Origin of the sequence: Saccharothrix sp. CB00851 (assembly GCF_001905065.1) — a bacterium.
Lineage (GTDB): Bacteria > Actinomycetota > Actinomycetes > Mycobacteriales > Pseudonocardiaceae > Actinosynnema.
Map to the genome: position 1 here is coordinate 13,093 of NZ_LWLC01000002.1, position 20,106 is coordinate 33,198.

At 71.5% G+C, this 20,106-nt stretch carries 19 protein-coding genes; 13 read left to right on the top strand and 6 right to left on the bottom strand.

Annotated elements, in window-relative coordinates; translation table 11 throughout:
* Positions 1-47 precede the first annotated feature (47 nt).
* The 4 genes from A6A25_RS04310 (at position 48) to A6A25_RS04325 (ending at position 4,082) form a co-directional block, all read left to right on the top strand.
* Positions 48-1,217, top strand: coding sequence for a nitric oxide synthase oxygenase (locus A6A25_RS04310; protein WP_073886446.1), 1,170 nt, complete (start codon positions 48-50; stop codon positions 1,215-1,217).
* An 89-nt stretch (positions 1,218-1,306) separates the two neighbouring features.
* Positions 1,307-2,398 carry an NAD(P) transhydrogenase subunit alpha gene (locus tag A6A25_RS04315; RefSeq protein WP_338013196.1) on the top strand — a complete coding sequence of 364 codons (1,092 nt, stop codon included), beginning with the start codon at positions 1,307-1,309 and terminating at the stop codon, positions 2,396-2,398.
* On the top strand, positions 2,395-2,718 hold the full coding sequence (locus A6A25_RS04320; RefSeq protein WP_338013194.1) for an NAD(P) transhydrogenase subunit alpha: 324 nt from the start codon (positions 2,395-2,397) through the stop codon (positions 2,716-2,718). Before A6A25_RS04315 ends, A6A25_RS04320 begins: the two co-directional genes overlap by 4 nt.
* Positions 2,715-4,082, top strand: coding sequence for an NAD(P)(+) transhydrogenase (Re/Si-specific) subunit beta (locus tag A6A25_RS04325; RefSeq protein ID WP_073886449.1), 1,368 nt, complete (start codon positions 2,715-2,717; stop codon positions 4,080-4,082). The genes A6A25_RS04320 and A6A25_RS04325 overlap by 4 nt, the downstream gene beginning before the upstream one ends.
* Positions 4,083-4,091: 9 nt before the next feature.
* Here A6A25_RS04325 and A6A25_RS04330 read toward each other — a convergent pair whose 3' ends face one another.
* The 3 genes from A6A25_RS04330 to A6A25_RS04340 are packed head-to-tail and all read right to left on the bottom strand — an operon-like array spanning position 4,092 to position 8,287.
* Complete coding sequence (locus A6A25_RS04330) at positions 4,092-6,149, bottom strand: EAL domain-containing protein (protein WP_241828496.1); 2,058 nt, start codon at positions 6,147-6,149, stop codon at positions 4,092-4,094.
* Positions 6,146-6,952, bottom strand: coding sequence for an SAM-dependent methyltransferase (locus A6A25_RS04335; RefSeq protein ID WP_073886450.1), 807 nt, complete (start codon positions 6,950-6,952; stop codon positions 6,146-6,148). Before A6A25_RS04335 ends, A6A25_RS04330 begins: the two co-directional genes overlap by 4 nt.
* A 54-nt stretch (positions 6,953-7,006) precedes the next feature.
* Positions 7,007-8,287, bottom strand: a complete 1,281-nt coding sequence (locus tag A6A25_RS04340) for an MFS transporter (protein WP_083667942.1) — start codon at positions 8,285-8,287, stop codon at positions 7,007-7,009.
* Positions 8,288-8,340: 53 nt separating this feature from the next.
* Between A6A25_RS04340 and A6A25_RS04345 the strand changes: the two genes are divergently transcribed.
* From A6A25_RS04345 to crcB, 3 genes are read left to right on the top strand one after another with little or no spacing between them, the layout of a single operon-like run.
* The gene (locus A6A25_RS04345) at positions 8,341-8,778 is read left to right on the top strand and encodes a MarR family winged helix-turn-helix transcriptional regulator (RefSeq protein WP_073886451.1); all 438 of its coding nucleotides are present in this window, start codon (positions 8,341-8,343) and stop codon (positions 8,776-8,778) included.
* Positions 8,768-9,121: a fluoride efflux transporter FluC gene (locus A6A25_RS04350; protein ID WP_073886452.1), complete on the top strand. Its 354-nt coding sequence runs from the start codon at positions 8,768-8,770 to the stop codon at positions 9,119-9,121. The genes A6A25_RS04345 and A6A25_RS04350 overlap by 11 nt, the downstream gene beginning before the upstream one ends.
* Positions 9,121-9,456, top strand: coding sequence for a fluoride efflux transporter CrcB (gene crcB, locus A6A25_RS04355; protein WP_073886453.1), 336 nt, complete (start codon positions 9,121-9,123; stop codon positions 9,454-9,456). The genes A6A25_RS04350 and crcB overlap by 1 nt, the downstream gene beginning before the upstream one ends.
* On the opposite strand, the gene A6A25_RS04360 is transcribed toward crcB, so the two are convergent.
* Positions 9,446-11,698 carry a HelD family protein gene (locus A6A25_RS04360; protein ID WP_073886454.1) on the bottom strand — a complete coding sequence of 751 codons (2,253 nt, stop codon included), beginning with the start codon at positions 11,696-11,698 and terminating at the stop codon, positions 9,446-9,448. The two genes, crcB and A6A25_RS04360, sit on opposite strands and share 11 nt — an antisense overlap.
* Positions 11,699-11,925: 227 nt before the next feature.
* Positions 11,926-12,765: an SGNH/GDSL hydrolase family protein gene (locus tag A6A25_RS04365; protein ID WP_083667944.1), complete on the bottom strand. Its 840-nt coding sequence runs from the start codon at positions 12,763-12,765 to the stop codon at positions 11,926-11,928.
* A gap of 160 nt (positions 12,766-12,925) precedes the next feature.
* Between A6A25_RS04365 and A6A25_RS04370 the strand changes: the two genes are divergently transcribed.
* The 4 genes from A6A25_RS04370 to A6A25_RS04385 all read left to right on the top strand — a co-directional run bounded on the left by A6A25_RS04370 (position 12,926) and on the right by A6A25_RS04385 (position 16,367).
* Positions 12,926-13,654, top strand: coding sequence for a hypothetical protein (locus A6A25_RS04370; protein ID WP_073886455.1), 729 nt, complete (start codon positions 12,926-12,928; stop codon positions 13,652-13,654).
* 240 nt (positions 13,655-13,894) lie between these two features.
* Positions 13,895-14,461, top strand: a complete 567-nt coding sequence (locus A6A25_RS04375) for a TetR/AcrR family transcriptional regulator (RefSeq protein WP_241828497.1) — start codon at positions 13,895-13,897, stop codon at positions 14,459-14,461.
* 54 nt (positions 14,462-14,515) lie between these two features.
* On the top strand, positions 14,516-15,877 hold the full coding sequence (locus tag A6A25_RS04380) for a dihydrolipoyl dehydrogenase family protein (RefSeq protein WP_198932572.1): 1,362 nt from the start codon (positions 14,516-14,518) through the stop codon (positions 15,875-15,877).
* A gap of 118 nt (positions 15,878-15,995) precedes the next feature.
* Positions 15,996-16,367 (top strand): hypothetical protein, encoded by a 372-nt coding sequence (locus A6A25_RS04385; protein ID WP_073886458.1) that lies wholly within the window; start codon positions 15,996-15,998, stop codon positions 16,365-16,367.
* A gap of 30 nt (positions 16,368-16,397) precedes the next feature.
* On the opposite strand, the gene A6A25_RS04390 is transcribed toward A6A25_RS04385, so the two are convergent.
* A complete protein-coding gene (locus A6A25_RS04390; protein ID WP_073886459.1) occupies positions 16,398-17,642 on the bottom strand; it encodes a hypothetical protein in 1,245 nt (414 codons plus the stop codon).
* A 174-nt stretch (positions 17,643-17,816) separates the two neighbouring features.
* Between A6A25_RS04390 and A6A25_RS04395 the strand changes: the two genes are divergently transcribed.
* Positions 17,817-19,268 (top strand): S8 family peptidase, encoded by a 1,452-nt coding sequence (locus tag A6A25_RS04395; protein WP_073886460.1) that lies wholly within the window; start codon positions 17,817-17,819, stop codon positions 19,266-19,268.
* Between the two features lie 295 nt (positions 19,269-19,563).
* Positions 19,564-20,067 carry a DUF3145 domain-containing protein gene (locus A6A25_RS04400; RefSeq protein WP_106614970.1) on the top strand — a complete coding sequence of 168 codons (504 nt, stop codon included), beginning with the start codon at positions 19,564-19,566 and terminating at the stop codon, positions 20,065-20,067.
* Positions 20,068-20,106 lie beyond the last annotated feature (39 nt).

Genomic DNA, 20,106 nt, shown 5'->3' on the forward strand with positions numbered 1-20,106 from the left:
GGTACGGCGGTGCGGCGACGGCGAAAGGCCAACTACGGTGTCCCGCCATGGCCCCCGTCCCCTCGTGTCCGGCTGAAGCCATTCCCCTGCGCGACTCCGCCACCTCCCCCGACTCCACCGTCGACCTCGCCGAGGCCGAGAAGTTCCTCCGGCTCCACCACACCGAGCACCCCGAGCTCGGCCCCGTCGAACACCGCCTCGCCGAAGTGCACGCCGAGGTCGCCGCCACCGGCACGTACCGCCACACGCCCGACGAGCTGACGTTCGGCGCACGGGTGGCGTGGCGCAACAGCGCGCGCTGCATCGGCCGGCTGTACTGGCGCAGCCTGAAGGTCCGCGACCTGCGCGACCTGCGCGACCCCAAGGAGGTCGCGGACGAGTGCGTCGAGCACCTCAAGCTCGCCGCGAACGGCGGCAAGGTCCGGCCGGTGATCAGCGTGTTCGCGCCCGACGAGCCGGGCAGACCCGCGCCGCGCATCAGCAACGAGCAGCTGATCCGCTACGCGGGCTACGTCGGCTCGGACGGCGGCGTGCTGGGCGACCGGCGCAACGCCGAGCTGACCGAGAAGGCCGTCGACCTGGGCTGGCGACCGCCCGCCCGGCGCGGTCCGTTCGACGTGCTGCCGCTGATCGTGGAGCGGGAGGACGCCGAACCGGCGCTGGTCGAGCTGCCGCGCGACGCGGTGCTGGAGGTGTCGATCGGCCACCCCGAGCTGCCGTGGCTGGCCGAGCTCGGGCTGCGCTGGCACGCCGTGCCCGCGATCAGCAACATGCGGCTGCGCATCGGCGGCATCGACTACCCGGCCGCGCCGTTCAACGGCTGGTACATGGGCACGGAGATCGGCGCGCGCAACTTCGCCGACACCGACCGGTACGACCTGCTGCCGTACCTGGGCAAGCGGATGGGGCTGGACACCTCGTCGGTGCAGACGCTGTGGAAGGACCGCGTGCTGGTCGAGCTGAACCGCGCGGTGCTGCACTCGTTCACCGAGGCGGGCGTGACCATCACCGACCACCACACCGAGTCCGACCGGTTTCTCACGCACATCAAGAAGGAGGAGGCGGCGGGTCGCTCGTGCCCGGCGGACTGGACGTGGATCGTGCCGCCGATGTCCAGCGGCATCACCAGCGTCTTCCACCGGTACTACGACAAGCGCGAGCTGGTGCCCAACTTCTTCCCCGGCGACACCAAGGGCGTGTGCCCGGTGATCCACTGAAGGTCTCAGCAAGACGTATGTACGGTTAACGTTAAAGCTCACGTGTGGCGTAGATCACCTTCGCCGGTCTAGGGTGACTCTCCGTGAGAGTGGGCATACCCGTCGAGGCGCGGCCCGCTGAGCGCCGCGTAGCCGGTCTACCGGAAACGGTGACCACGCTGATCGGTGCCGGACTCACGGTGGACGTGCAAGCCGGAGCGGGCAGACACGCCCACGCCTCCGACGCCGCCTACCGCGCAGCCGGTGCGAACGTCATCGCCGACCACCCGGCCGGGGAGTCCGACGTGATCGTCTCCGTCCAACCACCGACACCCGAGCAGGCCGCCGCGCTGCGCGAGGGCGACATCACGATCAGCTTCCTGCAGCCGAACGGCGAGCGGGAGCTGATCGACGTGCTCCTGGCCAACAAGGTCACCGCGTTCAGCCTCGACCTGCTACCCAGGGTGACCAGGGCGCAGTCCGCGGACGCCCTGTCGTCGCAGGCCCTGGTGGCGGGCTACCGCGCGGTGATGGAGGCGGCGAGCCGGCTGCCGAAGTTCCTGCCCATGTTCACCACGGCGGCGGGCACGATCCCGCCGGCCAAGGTGCTCGTGCTCGGCGCGGGCGTGGCCGGGTTGCAGGCCATCGCCACGGCACGACGCCTCGGCGCCGTGGTCGAGGCCTACGACGTGCGCGCGGCGGCGAAGGAAGAGGTGAAGAGCCTCGGCGCGCGGTTCCTGGAACTGGACCTCGAAACCCAGCAGGGCGTCTACGCCGAGGCGCAGTCCGAGACGTTCCTGGAACGCCAGCGCGAGCTGATCGCGGAGCGCGTCGCCGCCTCCGACGTGGTGATCTCCACCGCGGCCATCCCGGGTCGCAAGGCGCCCGTGCTCGTCACCAACGACATGCTCAAGGCCATGGCGCCCGGCTCGGTGGTGGTCGACCTGGCCGCCGAGTCCGGCGGCAACGTCACCGCGAGCAGCCCCGGCGAGGAGACCTGGATCGGCGAGGTGCTGGTCTACGGCGCGAAGAACATGCCGAGCAGCATGCCCGTGCACGCCAGCAGGCTCTACGCGCGCAACGTGGCCAACCTCCTGATGATGATGACCGAGGACGGCCAGGTCGTCCCGGACCTCACCGACGAGGTGCTGGCCGGCTGCTGCCTCACGCACGCGGGCGAGCTGAGGAGGGAGCTGCCGTGATCGACCTGTTGACGATCTTCGTGCTGGCCGTGTTCGTCGGCTTCGAGGTCGTGTCGAAGGTGTCCACGATCCTGCACACGCCGCTGATGTCCGGTGCGAACGCGATCCACGGCGTGATCCTGGTCGGCGCCATCCTCATCACCGGCCGCGCCGAGCACGCGCTGGAGATCACGCTCGGCCTGCTCGCGGTCTTCCTGGCCACGGTCAACGTGGTCGGCGGCTTCGTGGTGACCGACCGGATGCTGGAGATGTTCAAGGGCCACAAATCCGCCAAGCCGGTCAAGAGCGCGGCCAACGGCCACAAGGAGGTGGGGGAGTGAGCCCCACCTGGGTCCAGCTCGCGTACCTGGTCGCCGCGCTGTGCTTCGTGCTGGCGCTCAAGGGCCTGAGCACGCCGAAGTACGCCCGCGCGGGCAACCTGCTCGGCGCGGCGGGCATGGCGCTGGCCGTGGTCACCGCCTACGTCCACGGCGCGGTCTACAACGGGCTGCTGATCCTGCTCGCCGTGGCGGCGGGCGTGGTGGTGGGCATCCCGGCGGCGCGGTCGGTGAAGATGACCGCCATCCCGCAGATGGTGGCGCTGTTCAACGGCGTGGGCGGCGCGGCGGCGGCGCTGGTGGCGTTGACCGAGTTCCTGGCCGTGCCGCACGGTTCGGTGTTGTTCCAGGTCTTCACCGTGCTCACCGTGCTGATCGGCTCGGTCAGCTTCTCCGGCAGCGTGGTCACGTTCCTCAAGCTCCAGGAGATCATGACCACCCGGCCGGTGCTGCTGCCCGCGGGTCAGCTGCTCGGCATCGGCGTGGCCGCGGTGAGCGCGTTGCTCGCGCTGTCGGTCGTGCTGACCGGGAGCGGTGTCCTGCTGGTGCTGCTGGCGTTGGCCGGTCTCGCGCTGGGCGTGCTGTTCGTGCTGCCGGTGGGCGGTGCGGACGTGCCGATCGCGATCTCGCTGCTCAACGCGTTCACCGGCCTGGCCGTCGCCGCGTCGGGCTACGTGCTGGCCAACACCCTGCTGATCGTCGCGGGCACGCTCGTCGGCGCGTCCGGCACGATCCTGACCAGGCTGATGGCCCAGGCCATGGGCCGTCCGCTGACCAACATCCTGTTCGGCGCGTTCAAGGCCACCGCGGCGACCGCCGCGACCGACGAGCAGCGCACCGTGCGCGCCGGCACGGTGGACGACGTGGCCATCATGCTCGGCTACGCCCACTCCGTGTTGGTGGTCCCCGGCTACGGCCTGGCCGTGGCGCAGGGCCAGCACGCGGCGCGGGAGCTCGCGCAGGTGCTGGAGCAGCGCGGCGTCACGGTGCACTACGGCATCCACCCGGTCGCGGGCCGGATGCCCGGCCACATGAACGTGCTGCTCGCCGAGGCGGACGTGCCGTACGAGCACCTCAAGGAACTCGACGACGTCAACCCGGGCATCGGCAGCGTCGACGTGGTGCTCGTGGTCGGTGCGAACGACGTCGTCAACCCCGGCGCGCGGGACGAGCCGAGCAGCCCGATCTACGGCATGCCGATCTTCGACGTGGACCGGGCGAAGGCCGTGGTGTTCATGAAGCGCTCGATGCGGCCCGGTTTCGCGGGCGTGGACAACAGCCTGCTCTACAACCCGAAGACCACCATGCTGTTCGGCGACGCCAAGGAGTCGCTGACCAAGCTGCTCGCGGCGGTGAAGCAGGTCTAGCGGGGTGGACTAGGTGCCGGGCAGCTCGTAGGACGGCACGGCGGGCGCGAGGTGGTCGCCGAACGCGGCGTCCACCTCGACCCGCGTCCACCACGCCGCGCGCTCCTCCGTGGACAGGTCGGGCACCAGCACCGAGCACCCGGACGACCGGATCAGGGCGACCATCCGGGTGATGGCGTCGCGCAGGAACGACTCGGGCCGCTCGGCGAGCCGGCGCACCACCGACGGGTCGAGCACCAGCGCGTCCACCGGCAGCTCGTCCAGCAGCGACAGCTCGGCCTGACCGCCGTTGAACCGGGTCAGCCCGGTGGCGATCCCGTTGTCCCGCAGCACCTGCGCGTTGTCCTCGCCCTGCCCGTCGAGCATCGCGCGGGTGTCCAGGAAGATCCGCAGCCGGGACGCGGGCAGCCCGGTCTCGTCCAACGTCCGCATGACCGTGCGGACCAGGTCCTCGTCGCGGGACTGCATGGGTGACAGCTCGAAGTACAGGTGCCCGAACGACTCAGCGCCGCCGGCATCGGCGGCGGCCTCGTGCAGCGCCCACTGGCCCAGCGCCAGCGACAACCCGATCTCCTCGGCCAGCTCCACGCACTCGTCGTGCCCGAGGTCGTCCCAGCGCAGCCGCGCCACGTGCCCGAGCACCAGCCCGCGGGCGAGGTCGACCACGGGCTGGTACTCGACCTCCAGTTCTCGATCGGCCACCGCGCCGGGCATCCGCGCGGCCCGCGCATGCCGGTCGCGCAACCGCTGGTCGGCGTGCTTGTCGTAGGGCAGCCACTGCCGCTTGCCGAACTGCTTGGCCCGGCGCAGGGTCGCGTCGCCCGCGCGCAGGATCTCCGCGACGCCCCACCCGGCGGGCGGGCGGTCGACCACGCCGATGGTCGCGGACAGCGCCACGCCGTTGTCCATCGGCCGCCGCAGCGCCTCGTTGATCCGGTCGACCATGTCCGGCACGGTCGGCGTGCTCGGCGAGTTGTCCACCACGATGCCGAACTCGTCGCCGCCCAGCCGGGCGACCAGCGCGACCTCGTCCTGCACCAGGACTTCCAGCCGGTGGCCGACCTCGATGAGCAGCCGGTCGCCGACGGCGTGGCCGAGACCGTTGTTGACCAGCGAGAACGCGTCCAGGCCGAGGTGGTAGAGCGTGATGCCGGCGTGGGACTTGCCGTGCAGCGCCTCCAGTCGGGTGGCGAAGCGCTGCCGGTTGGACAGGCCGGTGAGCGAGTCGTGCAGGAGCTGGAAGTCCAGGTTCTTCTGCAGCAGGTGCAGTTCGCTGACGTCCTCGACCATGGTCACGTGGTACGCGGGCTCGCCGTCCGCGTCACGCAGCAACGACACCGCCAGGTACACCCACACCGGCTCGCCGTCCTCGCGCAGCAGCCGCCGCTGCTCGCGGATCCGCGCCACCCGACCGGAGCCGACCGCGCGGTACGTGGTGGCGAGCGCGTCGGTGTCCGCCGGGTCGAACAGCTCGACCAGCCGCCGCCCGGTCAGCTCGCCGCGCTCGCGGCCGATCATCTCGGCCAGCGCCTCGTTCGCCTCGACGCACCGGCCGTCCAGGTCGGTGATCGCGATGCCGAACGCGGAGGAGTCGAACACCTCGCGGAACCTGGCCTCGCTGACCTTGAGCACGCGCTCGGCCCGCAGCTTGGCCGTGAGCAGGGCGCGCTTGACCTCTTCCTGCTGGTCGAACGCGTCCAGCCGCATCGCGGTGGCGAAACCGGTGCTCACGCTGCCCAGGATCGCGACGACCTTCTCCGCCAGCTGCGGCACGTCCCGCAGCTCGGGGCTGAACAGCAGGGCGTGCCCGAGCACGCCCACGGTGCGCTGCAACGTCTCCGGGCCGGTGAAGTGCGCCCGCACCAGCCGGTGGCCGACCACGTCGACCGGTTCGACGGCGAACGGCTCGGCCTGCACCGCGTCGGCGATCACGTCCACCAGTCCGAGCAGGAACAGCTCGATCTCGACCGGCGACATCGGTACGTAGGCGGTCGGGTAGACCGCGCGCATCCACTCGCGCGCGATGTCCTGCCGCCGGGTCCTGCCGGGTGGCGACACGTCGGTCACTTCTTGCGACCCATCCCCCCGAAAATGCCCGCGCGCTCGGCGTCGTCCTCGATGGCGCCCTCCTCCGGCCGCCACCGCGGCAGCGGTACGACGCCCGGCTCGACCAGCTCGAAGCCGTCGAACAGCGCGGTGATCTCGGCGTGGGTGCGGGGGAACATCGGGTTCGCGCTGTCGCGCATCACCTCCACCACCCGGGCCATCTCCTCGGGTTGCAGGTCGGAGGTGAACTGCGACAGGGCCAGGTGGCTGCCCGGCGGCACGGCGTCGCGGTACGCGGCCACCACGCCCGCCGGGTCGCGCTCGGGCGGCACGAAGTGGAACACCCCCACGGCGAGCACGCCGACCGGCTCGGTGAAGTCGATCAGGCCGGTGTCCCGGACGCCCGCGAGCACCGCGTCCGGGTCGGTCAGGTCCTCTTGCAGGATGGTCGACTGGTCGTCCTCGGCGAGGATCATCCGGCTGTGCGCGACCGCGACGTCCTCGAAGTCCACGTAGACGACGCGTGACCCGGGCGCCGCCTTCTGCGCGATCTCGTGCACGTTGCCCACGGTCGGGATGCCCGAGCCGAGGTCGACGAACTGCCGCACGCCGGTGTCGACCAGGTGCAGCACGGTCCGGCGCAGGAACGCGCGGTTGAGGCGGGCGATGGTGCGGGCGTTGGGCTGGGCGAGGAGGAACCGCTCGGCGAGTTCGCGGTCGGCCGCGAAGTTGTGCCCGCCACCGAGCAGGTAGTCGTAGAGCCGCGCGGCGCTGGGCAGCCCGGTGTCGACGTCGTCGGGGACCCAGCCCAACCGATCCGCCACTGATCCTCACCCGTGTGTGTGCCATCGGCGAGGCTTCGCCCCGCCGGGGCGAGATTACTGATTTGCCTCCGGTCGGGGCAGGGGACGGGGGCGCTTGTCCCCGATCGGCGTACAGACGAGCAACAAAGTGATCACGGTCAGTACGCCGAATGCGACGCTGGGTCCCCACCGCTCGTGGACGAACAGCGGTACCGCCACGCCCAACGCGGTGCCGAGCGCCCGCGCGAGGTTCACCAGCCCGCCACCCGATCCGGCGTCACCGCGGGGGAGCGCGCCGAGCACGGCCGCGTTGTTGGCCGGGGTGAAGAGGCCGAGCCCAAGGCCCAGCGCGACCAGCGCGACCGGGTGAACCTGCCAGGCGAGCACGCCACAGGCCACTGTGGACAGTGCCGCCCCGGTCCGGGGCACCTGCCACGGCAACGCCGCGCCGAGCGCGAACCCGGCGGGCAGCGCGGTGAGCAGCAACCCCGTCGCGAACGGGCCGAGGTCGGAGGTGAACGGCACCAGGACCAGCGGCCCGAACAGCACCAGGTACCCGCCCGTCGCGCCGAGCAGCCCGCCCTTGACCCGGCGCACCAGCGGTTCGCGCCACACGTACCCGGCGCCCGCGGGCAGGGCGAGCAGCAGCAGGAACGGACTCGCGCCGGACAGCACCAGCAGCGACGCGGTGGTGGCCGTGGCCAGCAGCACCACGGCGGGACCGTCGACCGGCCCGGCACCGCGCTCGTGCGTGCGCGGCAACAGGAAGTGGCCCGCGACCAGGGCGAGGACGCCGACCGGCACGTTGACCAGGAACACCCACTGCCACCCGAACGCCTCGACCAGCAGACCGCCGACCGTGGGCCCGAGCGCCAGCCCCAACGCCTGCGCGGTGGCCTGCACGCCCAACGCCCGGCGCGCCCGGTCCCGCGGCACGGCCGCCACGACCAGTGCCACGCTGTTGGCCTGCAACATCGCCGCGCCCAACGCCTGCACCACCCGGAACGCGATCAGCACGTCCAGGTCCCGGGCCAGCGCGCACCCCACCGAAGCGCCGGTGAACACCACGAACCCGTACAGGTACACCAGTTTCCGGCCGCGCCGGTCCGACCACTTGCCGATCGGCGCGACGAACGCGGCCAGCGTCAACAGGTAGGCCAGCGACACCCACTCGGGTGAAGCGCCGAAATCGTCCCGCAATGCGGGCAGCGCGAGTGTGACGACGCTCGCGTCGAACTGGCCGAGGAACGCACCGAGGCACACCGTCGCCACGGCCAGCCATGGCGCGCCCGCCCAGGTCGCGATCCGCCGCGGCCGGGGCGACTCCACGACGAACCAGCGCAGTGAGCGATTCATCGTCCCCAGAGTATCTCGGTCTCCGACATAACGCGACCCAGTACCATTCCCGCATGTCAGACGAGGCACGCTCGCTCACCGACGTGGTCACGAGGCTCCGCCGGGCACTGCGCACGAGCATCCGGTCGGAATGGCCGTGGGACTCGCTGCCGATGGCGCAGGTCGAGTTGCTCCAGACGCTCGCCGAGCGGCCGCCGATGCGCGTGGGCGAACTCGCGGCCGAGCTGCGGCTGGCGCCGAACACGGTCAGCGGGCTCGTCGGCCAGCTGATCGAGAACGGCTTGGTCGAACGGGGCGGTGACCCCAGCGACCGCCGTGTGGCCCGGCTCTCCGTGACGCCGCAGGGGCACGAGCAGCTGGCCGTCTGGCAAGCGGCGCACGAGAAGCGCATCGGGTCGGCGCTGGACAAGCTCGACCCCGCCGAGCGCGCCGACGTGGTCCGCGCCCTGGCCGCCCTGGACCACCTGGTCGACCACCTGCGTGCGCACTGAGGCCCGGACCGTCGCGGCCGTCGCCCTCGGTGGCGGCATCGGCGGCGTCGCGCGGTACGGCTTGTCGGCGTTGGTGCCCGGTGCCTGGGGCACGCTGGTGGTCAACGTCGTGGGCTGTGCGCTGATCGGCGTGCTGATGGTCCTCGTACCGCGCCTGCACCCGTTGGCCGGGCCGTTCCTCGGCGTCGGCGTGCTGGGCGGCTTCACCACGTTCTCGGGTTACGCCCTGGACGCGGTGCGGCTGGGCGGTGTCACGGCGTTCGCGTACCTGTTCGGCACGCTGGTCCTGGCGCTGGGCGCGACCTTCGCCGCGATGGCCGTGACCCGCCGGGTGGCGCCGTGATGGTGGCCCTGGTCTTCGTCGGCGCGGCGGTGGGCGCGGTGCTGCGCTACCTGACCGCGCGGCTGGTCCGGCGGACGTTCCCGTTCCCCTGGGCCACCTTCGCGGTGAACGTCGTCGGCTCGTTCGTGCTCGGCTGCGTGGCCGGAGCGTCACCGGAGCTGCGCGCGCTGGTCGGCGCGGGCCTGTGCGGCGGCCTCACCACCTACAGCACGTTCAGCTTCGAGACGCTCCGGCTGACCGAGGTCGGCCGCTACGGGCAGGCGTTCGCCAACGTCGCCGCCAGCCTCACCGCCGGCCTGGCCGCCGCCGCCCTCGGTTACGCCCTCAGTCGTTAGCCGCCAACCTGCCCAGCACCTCGGGCAGGTCGCCGGGGTGCACGACGCCGAGCCGTTGCGTGGCCCGGGTCAGCGCCACGTACAGGTCGCTCGCCCCGCGCGGCGACTCGGCCAGGATGCCCGCCGGGTCGACCACCAGCACCGAGTCGAACTCCAGGCCCTTCGCGTCCGTCACGCCCAGCACCACCACCTGCGCGTCGAGGTCGTCGGAAGCACCCGGCACGGTGGCGCGCAGCGACGCGACCGACGCCGCGGGCACGATCACCGCCAGCTTGCCGTCCCCGATCGCCGAGACCTCCTTGTCCACCACGGAGGGCAGCGCCTCGGCCAGCGACGGCACCCGCAGGCTCCACGGCTCGAAACCGCTGTCCCGCACCGAGGTCGGCGGCACCAGGTCCGGGTCGACCGACGCCAACACGTCCGCCGCGACCGCCATGATCTCCGACGGAGTCCGGTAGTTGACCGTCAGCTCGGTGAGCTTCCAGCGGTCCATCACGTACGGCGACAGCACCTCGTGCCAGGACGACGCGCCCGCGATGTCGCCGGTCTGCGCGATGTCGCCGACCACGGTCATCGACTTCGACGGGCACCGGCGCATCAGCGTCCGCCACGCCATCGGCGACAGCTCCTGCGCCTCGTCCACGATCACGTGCCCGAACGTCCACGTCCGGTCCGCCGCCGCGCGCTCGGCCGCCGTCTCGTAGCGCTCCGCGCCGTGCCGCTCGGCCAGCCGGTAGGCGTCCACCAGGTCGGTCGCCATCAGGATGTCCGGGTCGGCGTCGTCCTCCAGGTCGAGGATGTCCAGCACGCCCTGGGCGTAGTCGATCGCCTGCCGCCGCTGCCGCTCGGCCCGCGCCTTGGCCTCGGTGTCGTCCTCGCCCAGCAGTTCCGCCGCCTCGTCCAGCAGCGGCACGTCGGCGGGCGTCCACTCGGTGCCGCGCGGACGGGCCAGCAGTTCACGTTCGGCGGGGGAGAACTTCGGCGTGGCCTTGGCGATCAGCTTCGGCGACGCGTACAGGTCCTCCAGCAGCCGCTGCGGCGACAGCGTCGGCCACAGCTTCTCGATCGCGGCCTGCACGGCGGGGTCCTCGCGCAGCTCGCGCCGGATGTCGTCGATGTCGGCCTGGTCCAGCAGGTGGCGGCCCAGGCGGGACACCGCCTGCGAGGCCAGCGTGGAGATGATCTCCCGCTGGAACGTCCGCCGCGCCTCGTTGTGCGGGCGCCTGGTGCGCCGCGCCCGGCCGCGGGCGTCGCTGATCGCGCGCCGGTCCAGCCGCAGCACGTCACCGTCGAACGGCACCTCGACCAGGCTCGGCGCCTCCTGCCGGTCCCGGATCGCGTGCGCCACCACGTCGGCCATCTCGATGCGGCCCTTGAGCGCGGCCACCTCGGCGGGTTCGCGGCCGACCGCGGTGAGACCGGGGAACAGCTCGCCCACGGTGGACAGCAGCACGCCCGTCTCGCCCAGCGACGGCAGCACCTGCCCGATGTAGCGCAGGAACGTGGCGTTCGGCCCGACCACCAGCACGCCGCGCTTGGCCAGCTGCCGCCGGTGCGTGTAGAGCAGGTAGGCGGCGCGGTGCAGCGCGACCGCCGTCTTGCCCGTGCCCGGACCGCCCTGCACGACGACCACGCCGTTCAGCTCGGTGCGGATGATCTTGTCCTGCTCGGCCTGGATGGTCGCGACGATGTCGCCCATCTGGCCGGTGCGGCTCGCGTTGACCGCGGCCAGCAGGGTCGCCTCACCGGTCAGGCCCTCGGACGGGCGGGCCGGGTCGACCGAGTTGATGTCCAGCACCTCGTCGTCGAAGCCGACGACCTTGCGCTGCTTGGTCCGCAGGTGCCTGCGCCGGCGCACGCCCTCCGGCGCGGCGGCGGTGGCCAGGTAGAACGGGCGGGCGGCGGGCGCGCGCCAGTCCATGAGCAGCGGCTCGTACTCCTTGTCCTCGTCGAACAAGCCGATCCGGCCGATGTAGAACCGGTCGTCGGTGTCGAAGTCGAGCCGGCCGAAGCACAGCCCGTTCTCCACCGCGCTGTACTGCGCCAACTGGTCGGAGTACATGGCCACCGAGGTGTCCCGCTCGGAGCGCATCTGGTGCGTTCCACCGGTTTGCCGCAGCGCCCCGGCCAGGCGCTTCGAGCTCTGTTCGCGGAGGTCGTCCAGCCTGCCGTACAGCATCGACACGTATTCCTGCTCCGACTCGGTTTCCGCGAGCCGGAGGTCATCGGAGGGGCTTGACAACGTGCCTCATTTCTGGATAGCGTGTTTTATCAGCCTGTGTCGCATTGCGGCTGACGGTTTCTAGCGGGCAGAGTTCTGCGCCCGTCCCGCGCAGAACGTCTAATCTACTACACGTACTCGGCCCCCGTGCGTGAACAATCGCCCCGCCCGCTGTCCCACCCCGTGACGTGCGAAGGCCGCCGCCGAGCGGGTGCTCGACGACGGCCTGGTCGGTCCGCGGTGCCCGGCTACAACCGGTCGGCGACGATGCCGCCGATCGCCTCCATGCCGTCCGCGTTCGGGTGCAGCGGCGCGGTCGGCCCCTTCGCCGACACGCCCTCGAACCACCTGGTCCGCGCCGACGCGCACGCGTCCCGGCCCACGCTCGGCGGCGCGATGTCCACGAACTCGGCGCCGTGCGCGGCCGCTTCCCGCTCGAACAGCGCGTTGAGCCGGTGGATGGTGCCTTGGAGGTAGTCGGCGTCCCGCGCCCAGATCGGCTGGTCGGGGTAGCAGCCGCCGGGCCGGATGTAGGTGCCGTAGCCGACGACCACGATCCGCGCCCCGGGCGCGCGGGCCGAGATCAGGTCGAGGGCGGCGGCGAACTCGGCGGCGTAGGCGTCGACGCGTTCGGCGAGCACGTCGCGGCCGTTGGCGGTGAGCCGGTCGCGGCACGACGTGCCCGCCGGTTCGGGCAGCAGGTTGACGCAGCTCAGGGCCGTGTCGACCAGGTCGATGTCGTTGCCGCCGAAGGTGAGCGTGACCAGGTCGGTCTCCGGGCTCAACGCGTCGGCCTGGGGCTCGTGCGCGTCCTTGATGGTCTCCTGGGGCGTGACCAGGTTCTCGGTGACCGCGCCGGAGCACGTCATGTCCACCAACCGCGCCCCGATCCGCTCGGCCAGCACGGACGGCCAGTTGCGCGTCGAGCGCAGGCAACCCGGGTCCTCCGGGTCCTGCTGCGGGATGAGCGGACCTGCGGCGGCGGAGTCGCCGAGCGCGACGTACTCCACGTCCGGCTCGGCGGTCGCCGCGCCGGTGGTCCAGGTGATCGACAACGCCGCCAGCAACGCCGGTAGCAGCCTGCGCACGAGCGCCTCCTCTACGTGATCGGTCGGGTTCGCTGGACATCATGTGGGCTGCGCCACCACGAAGTGCCGGTGAGCCGCGCAGATCACCCGGGAGAGTGGTCGGCACGCGGGGTGAGGACCCGACCACCCGATGAGCGGCTCTACGAAGGCACGCGGGTGAATGGGGATCACGGGGCCGGACCGCTCCGGCACGCTGGAAGCCGTGAAGGAGAAGCGCCGGGAGCTGGCGAGGCTGTGCCGCATCGCGGTGGACCGGCCGAAGTGGCAGCTCGGGTTCGCGGCGGTCGTCTCGACGTGGTCCCTGGCGTGGGTGGTCGGCCAGGCGTTCGGCGCGCCGAGCCCGCTGGACGTGCTGCCGGTGCGCTGGGCGGGCCTGCCGACGGGGTGGCTGGAGGCGACGGGCGCGTGGTTCGACGGGCGCACCGGCTTCCTCGCCGTCGCGGGCGGTCTGCTGTGGGCCATGACGAGCCCGGGTCGGCAAGCGTCGGCGTTGGTCGGGTGGCTCGCGGTGATGGCGGCGGCCGAGGACGTCGGCTACGTCGCGGTGCGGTGGGCGCTGCTCGCGCTCGCGGTGTTCCTCGCGGTGATGGGGCTGGTGTCGCTCATCGGGCGGCGGGCGTTCGTGGTGGACCGGGTCGCGGTCATCCCGCGGGACGTGGCCCGCGCGGGCGCGATGGCGGTGGCGTTGTCGGCGGTGGTGCCGCTGGTCGCGCCGGGGCTGGTGCTGGCCCGGCTGGTCGGCCCCTACGTGACTCGGCCACCGCGCCGCCGACCGGGGCCGCCGATCGTCGGGGCGACTTCCGCCGAACGGTCGTCGTCCGGGGGCGTGGTGAGCGGAACACCCGGTGAACTGCCGAAACCGGTCCCGGCGCAGCGCGGATCGCGTTGACGGGGTCGGATTTCGTGATCGGCGGGGTGTCGGCGGATCAGTGAGGGTAGCCAAATAGTTTTGCACCCCAACAATCCGAACACCGAAAGCTGAGCGGACCTCACATCACATTCCGGAATCGCCTGTTTGGGCTTACCGGTCCGTATCCATCAAGATGTGCCCGTGCCAGAAAATCCCGCCGAAAACCGCTTAGCCAAGGTGATGCGTCGTCAGCCCGTTCAGCAGCGCGGGGCCGCGACGGTGACCGCGATTGTCGACGCCTGTGCGACGCTGCTCAACGACTACGACTACGACGACATCACCACCGCCCGGATCGTCGAGCTCGCCGGCGTGCCAATTGGATCGTTCTACCAATACTTTCCGGACAAGCGTTCCGTCGTGCACGCGTTGGCGTTGCGCGGTATGGAGGAGTACCTGGGTCGAGTGGAAACGCTGTTCACCGAGGGTCGGCTCGCCGCCGACTGGCGGGAGGCGGTGCAGCAGGTCGTCGGCGTCTACCTGCGGATGCTGGTCGAGTTCCCGGGCTTCGGGCGGGTGCGGTTCAGCGACCTGCTCGACGGCCACCGACTCGACGCCTCCGTCGACCAGTACGAGCTGATGGCCGAACGGCTGCGCGACCTGTTCCTGGGTCGCTTCGCGGTGCGCGGCGACGCACCGGTCACGTTGACGTTCCGGATGGCCGCCCAGACCGCCGACGCGATGTTCAAACTGGCCGAACGGGTCGAGCCCGACGAGCGCCCGGTGGTACTCCGCACCGCCGACGGCGTGATCTTGAAGATGCTGGCCGGGGTGTTCGACCCCGCGTGACTTGCCGCGCCGGTCCGGGTGGTGTGGGGTGGACCGGTGAGCGACGACTTCGACGTGATCGTGATCGGCGGCGGCCCGGTGGGCGAGAACGCCGCCGCCCGGACCGCCGCCGGTGGGCTGCGGACGGTGTTGGTGGAAGCCGAACGCGTCGGCGGTGAGTGCTCGTACTGGGCGTGCATGCCGAGCAAGGCGTTGCTGCGCCCCGGCCACGCGCTCGCCGCCGCCCGTCGGGTGCCGGGCGTGCCGGTCGGGGCGCGCCTGGACCCGGTGGAGGTGTTGAAGCGCCGCAACAGCTTCACCTCCGACTGGGATGACGCGGGCCAGGTCGAGTGGGCCGAGGGCGCCGGGTTGACCGTGGTGCGCGGGCGTGGGCGGCTGGTGGGTGAACGCCGGGTCGACGTGGACGGGCGCGTGCTGACCGCGACCAAGGCGGTCGTGGTGTGCACGGGCAGCGTGCCGCGCATCCCTTCGTTGCCTGGCCTGTCGGACGTGCCGTACTGGACGTCCCGCGAGGCGACCTCCGCGCAGGAGGTGCCCGAGTCGCTGGTGGTGCTCGGCGGTGGCGTGGTCGGCGTCGAGATGGCGCAGGCGTGGGCCCGGTTGGGTTCGCGGGTCACGCTGGTCGTGTCGGGCGAGCGGCCGCTGCCGAAGTTCGAGGCGTTCGCGGGTGAGCTGGTCGCCGAGGGGTTGCGCGAGGACGGCGTCCGGTTGGTCACCGGCGCCAAGGCGGTCGGTGTGTCCACTTCGGATGGTGAGGTGTCGCTGACGCTGTCCGACGGCGGTGCGGTGTCGGGCAAGCACTTGCTGATCGCGACCGGTCGGCAGCCCGCGACGTTCGACCTCGGCGTGGAGCAGTTCGGCTTCACGGCGGGCAAGGCGCTGGAAGTGGACGACACCGGTCGGGTGTCCGGAGTGGACTGGCTGTACGCGGCGGGCGACGTCACGGGCCGCGCGTTGCTGACGCACCAGGGCAAGTACGCCGCGCGGGCGGTCGGCACGGCGATCGTCACCGGCGCCACCGACCCGGAGCCGTGGACCGCACCCGTCGCCACGGCCGACCACACGGCCGTGCCGCAGGTGGTGTTCACCGATCCCGAGGTGGCGTCGGTGGGGTGGACCGAGGCGCAGGCCCGCGAGGCGGGGCTGGAGATCCGGGTGGTCGACCTCGACATCGCGGTGGCCGGGTCGTCCCTGCACGCCGACGGGTACCGGGGCAAGGCGCGGATGATCGTGGACGAGCGCAAGCGCACGCTCGTCGGCGTCACGTTCGCGGGTCCCGATGTCGCCGAGCTGATCCACGCGGCCACGATCGCGATCGTGGGCGAGGTGACGGTGGACCGGTTGTGGCACGCCGTTCCGGCGTACCCCACCATCAGTGAGGTGTGGTTGAGGCTCCTTGAGGCCTATGGTCTCTGACGCTCCGTACACCGTGGGTCAGCACATCGTGCACACTTTCCGCCGACTGCCGTACCTACCGTGGGGCCAGAGGGACTCTTAACCTCAAAATGCGGCTTCAGCTCATTACACTGCGGATGTGACCAGGGGAACTGTGGCTCTCGCGATCGGCGCGGTGTTGTGGTGCGCCTTCGTCATCGCGTCCACGTTCCTGCCCGGAGGTCCTTCCTGGCCGCCGGTCGCGGTGTACCTGCCGGGGTTCCTGATCGTGCCGGTCGTGCTGCACACGTTGTTCCGCGCGCGTTCCAACGTGTTGCTGTGCTTGGCCCACGTGCCGAAATCGGTGTTGCTCACCGGATTCACGATCGCGGTCGGCGGGTGGCTGTTCTCGTTCGGCGCGATCGCGGGCAAACCCGGCACCGAGACGCTGTGCGCGGTGGCCGGGCTGGTGATCGTGCTGCACGTGGCGTTCGGGTTGATCGGTGTCGGCATGGTGCGCACCGGGCGTTGAGGTCCGCGGCTGTCGAGGCCGGTCTCGTCGCTACTGCGTGGCGGGTAGGCGCAGAGCCTGGTCGACCAGCTGCGCCAGCTTCGGGTCGGCCGGGTCCTGGTCGCCCTCGACCCACACCACCTGGGTGATGCGCAGCTGCGCGCCCTTGACCGACACCTTGCCGGCGGACCGGTCGAACGACGCCGGACCGCCCTCCCAGCCCCGGCCCTCCTTCACCAGCGGCGTCACGCCACCCGCGCCCGCCACCGACGCGATCGCCTGCAGCTCTCCCGCCCTGGTGGCGTCGGGCAGGCTCAGCTCGGCGATCGCGACGCCGGCCCGGCGGCCGTCCACTGTGGTCTCGTACTGGGCGCGCCGCAGCTGCATGCACACGTGCTCGGACAGCCACGCCTGGACGTCGCCGAACGCGTGCCCGGCGCAGTCGTCGGTCCGGTCGGCGCCGCGCGGCGAGAAGTTCCGGCCGTCGACCACGACGGTGGTGGGCTGCGGTGTCGGCGAGGAGGAGGTGGAGCTGTCCGCCCGGTCGCCCGCCGACAGCGAGATGATCAGCGCGACGACCAGCAGCACGGCGAGGAGCGCACCGCCCACGTAGGGCAGCACCTTGCGGCTGGTCGGCACGGGCGTGACCTTCGGCAGCAGCATCGTGCTCGCCGACGCCAGGTCTGCCGCCGTGTCGGAGAACCCCTCGGCGACCAGGTGCTGGCGGGTGGGCGGCACGCCGGTCGGCGCGAGCACGGCGACCAGCTTGGCCGCGTGCTCCGCGGAACAGGGCCGGTCGCTGGTGGCCAGCTCCCGTGCGGCGGCCAGCAGCGTGGTCGGCTTCGGGTGCAGGACGCGCACGCCCCGGTTGAGGTCCACGGTCGGTTGCACGACCTGGCCGACGTACGGGCCGACCGCCACGACGGTGGTCACCGGCAGCGGCTCGCCGCGCATGTCCTGGATCCGCCGGGCCACGGCGGTGGTGGCCTCCAGCGCCTCGGCGGCGGGGCTCATCGCGCCGTCCGGGCGGGTCAGCGGCCAGCCGTCGATCTTCCACGGCCCGTTCAGCGGCGCCTCCAGCCGCATGGCCGGGTCCGGCAGGTCGACGCCGACGACCACGAGCACGCCGCGCGGCAGCACGATCACCGCGTCCAGGTCGCGGGGGCTGTCCGGCGGTCGCACCCCGAGCAGCGCGATACCGCCGAGCACGGCGTCACCGTTGCCCCACGTGCTCAACGCGGCGCGCACGTCGGCGCCCACCGCGGAGGGCTCGGTCCCGAGTCGGATCAGCCGCACAAGATCACCACAAGGTCGCACCGTTCGGCGTTCCACACGGTCGGACACGGTAGCGCCGCCGGGGCCCGCTCCGCCGCGCGCATCGCGGGAGATGACGTTGCGTGACGACCATCACCTGAACGGGCGTGACTCGTTAGTCGGTTTGCTCATCCCTGCATTGGAGGTTTGTCCGTGATGCGCAAAGCCGCCCTGCTCGCGGCGGGCACGCTGGCACTGTCCGTAGCGGTTGCCCCGTCCGCCTCCGCCGGTTTGCTCGCACCCGTGTCGACCCTGTTGGCCAGTCAGTTGTCCGGTGGTGGTGGTCTGCTGTCCGGTGGTCAGGCCGGGACGGTGTTCGTCCACGGCGCTGACCTCGCTTCCGCCGAGCGGGCGGTGCGGGAGTCCGGGCTGAACCGGATCACCAGCTTCGACCGGATCGCGGTGGTGGCCGCGCGTGGCACGGCCGCGCAGATCACCGCGGTGCGGGCGGCGGCGGGGGTGACGTACGTGGAGGCGAACCGGCCGATCGAGTTCACCGGGGCCACCTCGCACACGGCGACCCGCGGCTACGCGGCGCGCCAGACCCTGACCGGCGCGAACGGGCTGGCGCTGGACGGCAGCGGCGTCAGCGTCGCGGTGATCGACTCGGGGGTGGACCCGACGCACCCGATGTTCAAGCAACCGAACGGCCAGACCAAGGTCGTGCGGAACCTGAAGAGCGTGTGCTTGGACGAGGCGAGCACGGGGACGGGCTGCATCCTGGACGTGCCGACCTCGGTGGACACCGACCTGCTGTCGGTCGGCGGGCACGGCACGCACGTCACGGGTATCGCGGTCGGCAGTGACACGACGTTGAGCGACGGCACGGTGGTGCGCGGCGCGGCACCGGGCGCGAAGGCCGTGGTGATCTCCACCGGTGCGGTGCTGTTCATCATCGGGGCCGACGCGGCGCTGAACTGGGTGCTGGAGAACCACCGGGCGCCGTGCGGCGCGGGCGTCCCGGCGTCGGTGTGCCCGCCGATCAAGGTGGTCAACAACTCGTACGGGCCGTCCGGCGGCGGCGCGTTCGACCCGAACTCCACGACGGTCAAGCTCCAGCGGGCGCTGGCCGCCGAGGGCGTCGTGACGGTGTGGGCGAACGGCAACGACGGCGGCGACGGCAGCGCGAACCTGTCCAACCCGGCCGGTCAGGACCCGACGCCCGGTGTGCTGTCCGTGGCGTCGTACCACGACCTCGGCACCGGGACGCGGGACGGCGTGGTGTCGGAGTACTCGTCGCGGGGGCTGGTCACGGATCCCTCGACGTGGCCGGACATCTCCGCGCCGGGTGAGGACATCACCTCGGCGTGCCGTCCCTACCTGGTGATCTGCGCGACCGGGTTGCAGCCGGCGAACGGGCCGGGGTTGCTGGACGTCGGGACGTTCAACACGATCAGCGGCACGTCGATGGCGGCGCCGCACATCGCCGGCATCGTGGCGCAGCTGGTTCAGGCCAGGCCGGGTGCGACGGCGGGGGAGATCGAGGCGGCGTTGAAGTCGACGGCGTACCGGTACGGGTCGGGGTACCAGGTCGTCGGGCCGTACCCGACCAGCCACGACAAGGGAACGGGGCTGGTGGACGTGGTGGCGGCGGTCGGGGCGTTGTGATGGCAAGGGCGTTGTGATGGCGGGGGCGCTGTGATCGGCAGGTGGTAGCTCCGTGATCGCTGGGTCGCAAGGTGATCGCGGAAAGTGACCTCGCGGTCTGGTACCGGGCCGCGAGGTCGCTGGTTTTCGGGTCGAAAGTCCTGTATCTGACCCGCCTGGGTGAGGAACGGGCTGGTTCTTATGGCGGACTGCTGCTGTAGCGGGCAGAATGACCAAGTCGGGAATTCACAAGATCGTCCGCGTCATCGAGAGGTCGTAGGGGAAGACGTCCCTCGTCGAGTAGCGGAGGTCAGCTGTGAGCACCCGTGGCAGCAGCAGTGGCGTGGTCTACGTCCACTCGTCGCCGTCTGCGGTCTGTCCGCACGTCGAGTGGGCGATCTCGGGCACCCTCGGTGAGCGAGCGGACCTCAAGTGGGCGGCGCAACCCGCGGCGCCAGGTCAGTTGCGCGCCGAATGCAACTGGACCGGCGACGCCGGCACCGGTGCCCGACTCGTGTCCGCGCTCAGGGCGTGGCCGATGCTCAGGTTCGAGGTGACGGAAGACCCGAGTCCGGGTGTGGACGGCGTGCGGTACTGCTTCGCGCCCGTGTTGGGGTTGTGGCACGCGCGGACGAGCGCGAACGGCGACATAGTTGTTTCGGAGGACCAACTCCGGTCGTTGGCGGCGCGCAGTAGGGGTGGTGAGTCGTTCGCGCACGGGGTGGACGAGATCCTCGGTGCGGCGTGGGATGACGCCTTGGAGCCGTTCCGGCGTGCTGGTGACGGTGCGCCGGTGACGTGGTTGCACCGGGTGGGGTGAGATCGCGAGTGCTCGAGTCCGGCTCGATGTCCTGAAGCC